This window comes from Streptomyces caeni (genome assembly GCF_042678285.1).
Taxonomy (GTDB): Bacteria; Actinomycetota; Actinomycetes; order Streptomycetales; family Streptomycetaceae; genus Streptomyces; species Streptomyces caeni.
The window spans coordinates 60791-67583 of record NZ_JBHUDX010000022.1 but is presented as its reverse complement, the minus strand read 5'-3'; the positions used below and the strand labels follow the sequence as shown (position 1 = coordinate 67583).

The following is a 6793-nucleotide window of genomic DNA, read 5'->3' as shown; positions in this document are numbered from 1 at the left end:
GTCGCATCCGCGCGGGGCCCCCGCCGCGGGCGCCGCCGGCCGCGGAGCGCTCAGCCCCGCAGGCCCCGCAGGGCCATCGCCACCGCCGCCTCGGTGATGGCGGCCGGGTCCTCCGCGGCTCCCAGCTCGATGCGCCGCACCGCCGCGTCGACCACGCCCTGGAGCAGCATCGCCGCCAGCCGGGGTTCACGGTGGCCCATCTGGCCGAGCGCCTCGACGATCACCGCGACGAGCCCTCCGTGTGCGGCCCGGATCTTCTCGCGCGCCCCCGCGTCCAGTTCGCGCGCGGAGATGGCCACCACGGCGCGGTGCCTGCGGTCCCCCACGAGCGCCAACTGCTGTCGTACATAAGCCTCGACCTTCGCCTCGGGCCCGTCCACCGCGGCCATCGCCGCCTCGACCTCCGCCGCCCAGACCGGGAAGTCGACGGCGCACAGCTCCTCGACGAGTGCCGCGCGGGAGCGGAAGTACTCATAGACGGAGGACCGCGCCAGGCCCGTTCGCTCGGCGAGCGCCGGGAACGTCAGCGCCTCCGTGCCGCCCTGGGACAGCAGGGACCGTGCCGCGTCCAGGAGGGCGGCTCGCTGCATCGACCGGTGCTCGGCCACGGAGGCCGCTCGAATCCTTGGCACGTCCACCACTGTACGGACGGACCACCGCCGGCGGGAGCAACTCCCGTCCCGCGCGCCGGTCACAGCTCCCCCGCCGGGGCGCGCCGGCCTACCCGGCCGGCGGCCGGGTCAGCGGCCGAAGCCGGCCAGCTTGGCCCTCAGCTGCAGCACCGACTTCGTGTGGATCTGGCTCACCCGGCTCTCGGTCACCCCGAGCACATTGCCGATCTCGGCGAGCGTGAGGCCCTCGTAGTAGTAGAGCGTGACGACGGTCTTCTCCCGCTCGGGCAGCGTGTTGATGGCGCGCGCCAGGAACCGTCGCAGCTCCCGGTCCTCCGCCACCTCGACCGGGTTGTCCGCGGCGGTGTCCTCCAGGGTGTCCATCAGGCTCAGCCGGTCGCCGCCCTCGCCCCCGGCGTGCAGCAGCTCCTCCAGGGCCACCACGTTCGCCAGCGACAGCTGGCTGAAGACGGCGTGGAGCTCCTCCACGCCGATCCCCATCTCCTGCGCCACCTCCGCCTCGGTCGGCGTCCGCCGCAGCCGCGCCTCCAGGGTCGCGTACGCCCGCTCCACGCTGCGCGCCTTCTGCCGCACCGACCGCGGGATCCAGTCCAGCGCCCGCAGTTCGTCGATCATCGCGCCACGAATACGGGTGATCGCGTACGTCTCGAACTTGATCTCCCGTTCGATGTCGAACTTCTCGATGGCGTCGATCAGCCCGAACACGCCCGATGACACGAAGTCCGCCTGCTCCACATTGGCTGGCAGTCCCACACTCACCCGACCCGCCACGTACTTCACCAGTGGTGAGTAGTGCAGGATGAGCTGCTCCCGCAACCGCTCGTCCCCCGTCTCCTTGTACGACCGCCACAACTCGTCGAGTGTCGAGGGAGCGGGCGGGCGCACGTTGCCGCCGTCACGGGCGGCTGGGGGAAGCGCCGCCCGGTCGGACCCGGAGGTGTGCTGGGGCATTCGTCGCCTTGTGCCGTTCTGCTGTGAACTGGGGATACCTGGGTGAGCTGTCGGTCTGATGTCGAGATGCCTGTCTGAGTCGGGATCCTCGTGAGCGTAGCGTGACTGCGGTGTCGCAGTGTGCGAAGAACGGTGCATCACCCCCGCGCGAACGGGCATCGCAGGCTTCCTGCAGAGATCAGGGTCGTCGCCCTGTGTGACCACTGAAGCGGTCAACTACGGGAATTGCCAAGGCCGTCGGGCATCGCCCGGACGGCCGATCACTCTGGGTCAGCATCCGCCGTGATCTTGTCGGCCCGCGCTCACCGCCTGGCGTGTCAACTTCCAGCCATCGTCGTGTCGTTCGACGAATCCAAGTGATCGGAGTTCGTACAGTCTCCCGACCGCGTCGTCGTCGCTCGTCCCGGCCCCGCGGGCGATCTCCCGCACCGCGGCCGCGCCGCGGGCCGGCAGCGCGGCGAGCACGCGGGCCGCGGCGGGGTGGAGGAGATCGCGCGGCAGGACGGGCCCCCGCCGGTCCGGGGCCAGCTCGCCCATCTCCCCGACCAGTTCGGCGACCTCCGCGGCGTCGGAGACCAGGACGGCCTCCCCCCTCAGCAGTTCGTGGACGCCGGCGGAGAGTCCGCTGGTGACCGGTCCGGGCACGCCCATCGTGTGCCGGCCCAGCCGCTGTGCCGCGCGTGCCGTGGCCAGCGCGCCGCTGCGGTAGGCCGCCTCGACGACCACGGTGCCGCGGGTGAGCGCCGCAATCACGCGGTTTCTGAGGATGAACCGGCTGGGCGTGGGGTGATCGCCGGGTGGCAGCTCGCCGAGGACCAGCCCCTGGTGCGCGATCCTGGTGATCAACTCGGTGTGCCCGCGCGGGTAGGGCCGGTCGACCCCGCAGGCCAGCACGGCGACGGTGGCGCCGCCGGCCGCGAGGGTGCCGCGGTGGGCTGCCCCGTCCACGCCGTAGGCACCGCCGGAGACGACCACCCAGCCGCGCTCCGCGAGCCCCGCGGCCAGGGTCGCCGCCGCATGCGCACCGTAGTCGGTGCAGGCCCGTGCGCCGACGACCGCGACCGACCGCAGGGCCCACAGGCGCAGGCTGGGCCGCCCGCGCACCCAGAGCCCGACGGGCCGGGCGTCCCCGAGGTCGTCGAGCTGGGCGGGCCACTCGAAGCCGCCGGGGCACACGAATCTCGCCCCCGCCTCCCGGGCCGCGGCCAGGTCCCGCTCCGGCTCGGCCCGGACGGCCCGCGCCCGCAGCCCCGCCCACCGCTCGTCCGACACCCCCGGCAGCCGCGGCCCGCCCTCCCGCAGCCGCAGCGCCACCTCCTCGGCCCCGTGCTCGCGCAGCCAGCGCCCCGCCACCTCGTCCCCGGGCTCGATGACCCGGGTGAGGAGGACGCGGGCGCGGTGTGCTCCGTCCGGGGCGCCGTCCCCGCTCATGCCGGCGCCCCGAGGGCCATCGGTACGCCCCGCGGCACCCCGGTGCGCAGATGCAGCGCGCGGGCGACATCCGTCGCGTCCGGCCGGTCGTGGCCCACGAGATCCGCGACGGTCCAGGCCACGCGCAGCACGCGATCCAGTCCCCGGGCCGTCAGCACGCCCCGCTCCAGATGGCGCTCGGCCTCGTCCATGGCGCCGCTCGCGGCACACCAGCGGCTGCGCAGCTCCCGTCCGGGCACGTCGCTGTTGGTCCGCCACGGCGTGCCCGCGAGGCGTGCCGCCGCCCTCTCCCTGGCTGCCCGGACCCGGTCGGCGACCGTCCGGGTGGACTCGCCCCTGGCGCCGCTCCAGGTGAGTTCCGCGCGGGTGACCGGGTCCACCTCGACGCGCAGGTCGACCCGGTCCAGGAGCGGGCCGGACAGCCGGGCCTGGTAGCGGCGGATCGCCGCGGGCGGGCACTCGCACACCGTGTCGCGCCGCGAGAAGCGTCCGCAGGGACAGGGGTTGGCCGCGAGCACCATCAGGAACCTCGCCGGGAACCGCACGACGCCCGCGCTGCGGGCGATCACGACGTGCCCTGCCTCCAGGGGCTGCCGCAGCGCGTCGAGGGCCCGGCTGCTGAACTCGGGCGTCTCGTCCAGGAAGAGCACGCCCCGGTGGGACAACGACACGGCGCCGGGCCGGGCGACACCGGGGCCACCGCCGACGAGGGCCTGCATGGTGGCGGAGTGGTGCGGGGCGCAGTAGGGGGCGACGTCGATCAGGGGCTTGCCCGGGGGCAGCAGGCCCGCCACCGAGTGCACCGCTGTGACCTCCAGCGATTCCGTTCTGCCGAGCCGGGGCAGGATGGCGGGGAGCCGCTCCGCGAGCATTGTCTTGCCCGCGCCGGGCGGCCCTTCCAGGAAGATGTGGTGGCCGCCCGCCGCGGCCACCTCCACCGCCGTACGGGCCGGGATCTGGCCCACGACGTCGGCCAGGTCGTGGTCGTGCGGTGCGGCGCCCGCGCAGTGCATCCCCGTGGCGGCGCCGGTGCCCGGCACGCGCAGACCGGCCAGGAGCGGATCGGGGCGGCCCTGCTCGTCCGGGGCCTCCTCGGGCACGGGTTCGTCCGCGAGGACCGCGATCAGCTGGCGCAGGCTGCGGACGCCCAGCACGGACACGCCGGGCACCAGCGATGCCTCGGCGGCGGCGCACTCCGGCACGACCACCTGCTCGTACCCCGCGTCCGCCGCCGCCAGGACCGCCGGCAGAATGCCCCGGACTGGCCGAACCCGGCCGTCCAGGCCCAGCTCGCCGATCATCACGATGTCGGCGAGCACCCGGGGGTCGATCCGCTCCGAGGCGCCGAGCACCGCGCACGCCACGGCGAGGTCGAACCCGCTGCCGGCCTTCGGTACGGAGGCCGGGCTGAGCCCGACCGTGAGCTTCTTCTGCGGCCATTCGCCGCCCGAGTTGACGACCGCCGCCCGCACTCGGTCCCGGCTCTCCGTCAGGCTCTTGTCGGGCAGGCCGACCAGGGTGAACGCCGCCACGCCCGGTTCGAGGTCGGCCTGGACCTCGACCACGACGCCCTCGACACCGACCAGTGCCACGGAGCACGTACGCGCGAAGCCCATCAGGCCACCCCCCGCACATGCTCGACCACGGCGGCACCGCGCTCGGGCAGGACGACCCCGACCACGTCGATGCGCACCCCGCCCGGTGGCGCCCCGCCGTGCGCCTGGATCCAGCGCTCGGCGAGATCGCGCAGCCGCCGGGCCTTGCCCGGGGTGACGGCGGCCATCGGGTGCTCGAAGCAGCCGCGCCTGCGGGTCTTGACCTCACAGACGACCAGGACGTCACCGTCCCTGGCCACGATGTCGATCTCGCCGCTTCTGCCGCAGCGCCAGTTGCGCTCCAGGAGCGTCATCCCCGCGCCGGCCAGCCGACGGGAGGCCAGTTCCTCCCCGTACCTGCCGAGTGCACTGCGTGCCAAGTGTGTGGTCATGTCGGCACCACCTCCGGCGCCAACCGTCACGCATCCTGCCCCAAGAAGTGGATCTTGGTGGACAACTCAGCGGTTGTGGACAACTCCGTCACCCGCTCCGGTAGCCCTCACCCGCCCGGCAGCTCCAGATCGGTCTTGTTCAGCTCCTCGATGTTCACGTCCTTGAATGTGAGTACCCGGACCTGCTTCACGAAACGAGCGGGCCGGTACATGTCCCACACCCAGGCATCGGCCATGGACACCTCGAAGAACACCTCGCCCTGGACCGAGTGCACCTGCATCTCGTAGTCGTTGGTGAGGTAGAAGCGCCGTTCGGTCTCGATCACGTATTTGAACAGACCGACGACATCGCGGTACTCCCGGTAGAGCTTCAGCTCCATCTCGGTCTCGTACTTCTCGAGGTCCTCGGCGCTCATGGCATGTTCCCCTTCAGCCGTGCGATCCCACCATTGTGCGCCAGTCCCGTGGGCCTCTAGACGATTTCGGTGTCGAGGACCTCGGGCCTGGCCGGGGGACCATCGTCGAGCAGCGTGCGCAGCAGCTCGGCGAGTCTCGTCGGGTACACCGTCTCATGTGCCTCGGCGAGTTCCCGCCACGTCCACCACCGTGCTCCGACGACACTGCGTTTTTCCAGGTCGGTCAGGCCCAGCGCGGCCGTGGCCGTCTGGGCCGTTCGGGCCAGGTAGTACCACTCGTCCTGGTCCCAGCGGCGGCCCGCGAACGGGAACGAGCACACGCGCTGCCACAGCACCGGGCCCAGTTCGATCTCGGTGATGCCGGTCTCCTCGGCCAGTTCCCGCAGCGCGGCCTGCTCGCGCGTCTCGTCGCCCTCCACACCGCCGCCGGGCGTGAACCACCAGTCGTCGGCCGGATCGTCGGGCTCGTGCCCGTGCAGCAGCAGGATGCGGTCGTGCGGGTCGAGCAGCACCACCCGCGCCACCCTGCGCAGCCCGGTCTCCGGGACGGAGGGCGCCGGGACGTCAGCGGGCACCGGCCGGCTCCATCCGAGCCCCGCCGCGCCCGCGGCTCGCGCGCTTCGCGACCGGGCCGTACGCCGCGCCCGCCATCACCAGCACCGCGCCCGCCACGATCGCGCCGACGACCAGCCGAAGGGGGCCCGGAGACGAGATGGGGCCCAGCGTCTCGAAGCCGGTCGGACGGGCCAGCATGCCGTTCATGGGCCAGACCACGGCATCCACGCGGGCGTCCACCGCGCTGCGCGGCACCGTTCCGCTGAACGCCTCCGTGAGGTGCGCGGTGGAGTCGAGGGAGCCGCTGCGCTCGTCGCCGAGCAGGAACAGGCGCCCCTTGGGGACCGTGACCGTGGGGATCTTCTTGGACTCCGCGACCTGCCCCTTGGCCAGGTACGACTCCTTGATCTGCTTGCCGTTGACGGTCAGCCTGCCGTCGGTGCAGCACCCGACGGTGTCGCCGCCGACCGCGACGACCCGCTTGACCATCGGCAGGTTGCCCCAGCTCTTCTGCCGGAAGACGACGACGTCGCCGCGCTTGATGTCGGCGCCGTCGACGCGCTGGGCCAGCACCCGGTCACCGGCGACGATGGTGGGCGACATGGAGTCGGTCGGCACGGTGTACGGCTTGTAGACGACCGCGCCCCAGGCGAACCCGCCGAGGAAGAGCACACAGCCGAGGGCCACGGCGAGCCCCGACAGCGCGCTGCCGAGCCGTCCGCGGCCCTCTTGCGTACGACCAGTCCCGCTCATCCCGTGCTCCCAGGTCGGAGGATCGACCCCGCAGCCCGCTGCCGGGTCGCGGAAGATCGGCGATCTGG

At 73.0% G+C, this 6793-nt stretch carries 8 protein-coding genes; all 8 read right to left on the bottom strand.

Annotated elements, in window-relative coordinates; all coding sequences use genetic code 11:
• Positions 1–50 precede the first annotated feature (50 nt).
• Positions 51–608, bottom strand: a complete 558-nt coding sequence (locus tag ACFSL4_RS09225; RefSeq protein WP_381080567.1) for a TetR/AcrR family transcriptional regulator — start codon at positions 606–608, stop codon at positions 51–53.
• A 132-nt stretch (positions 609–740) separates the two neighbouring features.
• Positions 741–1583, bottom strand: a complete 843-nt coding sequence (gene whiG / locus ACFSL4_RS09220) for an RNA polymerase sigma factor WhiG (protein WP_381080452.1) — start codon at positions 1581–1583, stop codon at positions 741–743.
• Between the two features lie 270 nt (positions 1584–1853).
• Positions 1854–3014, bottom strand: a complete 1161-nt coding sequence (gene dprA, locus ACFSL4_RS09215; protein WP_381080450.1) for a DNA-processing protein DprA — start codon at positions 3012–3014, stop codon at positions 1854–1856.
• Positions 3011–4630: a YifB family Mg chelatase-like AAA ATPase gene (locus ACFSL4_RS09210; protein WP_381080448.1), complete on the bottom strand. Its 1620-nt coding sequence runs from the start codon at positions 4628–4630 to the stop codon at positions 3011–3013. The genes dprA and ACFSL4_RS09210 overlap by 4 nt, the downstream gene beginning before the upstream one ends.
• A complete protein-coding gene (locus ACFSL4_RS09205; protein ID WP_381080446.1) occupies positions 4630–5031 on the bottom strand; it encodes a YraN family protein in 402 nt (133 codons plus the stop codon). Before ACFSL4_RS09205 ends, ACFSL4_RS09210 begins: the two co-directional genes overlap by 1 nt.
• 77 nt (positions 5032–5108) lie before the next feature.
• Positions 5109–5417, bottom strand: a complete 309-nt coding sequence (locus ACFSL4_RS09200) for a DUF2469 domain-containing protein (RefSeq protein ID WP_008745401.1) — start codon at positions 5415–5417, stop codon at positions 5109–5111.
• A 56-nt stretch (positions 5418–5473) separates the two neighbouring features.
• Positions 5474–5992, bottom strand: a complete 519-nt coding sequence (locus ACFSL4_RS09195; RefSeq protein ID WP_381080444.1) for an NUDIX hydrolase — start codon at positions 5990–5992, stop codon at positions 5474–5476.
• Positions 5982–6725: a signal peptidase I gene (gene lepB / locus ACFSL4_RS09190; RefSeq protein WP_381080442.1), complete on the bottom strand. Its 744-nt coding sequence runs from the start codon at positions 6723–6725 to the stop codon at positions 5982–5984. Before lepB ends, ACFSL4_RS09195 begins: the two co-directional genes overlap by 11 nt.
• Positions 6726–6793 lie beyond the last annotated feature (68 nt).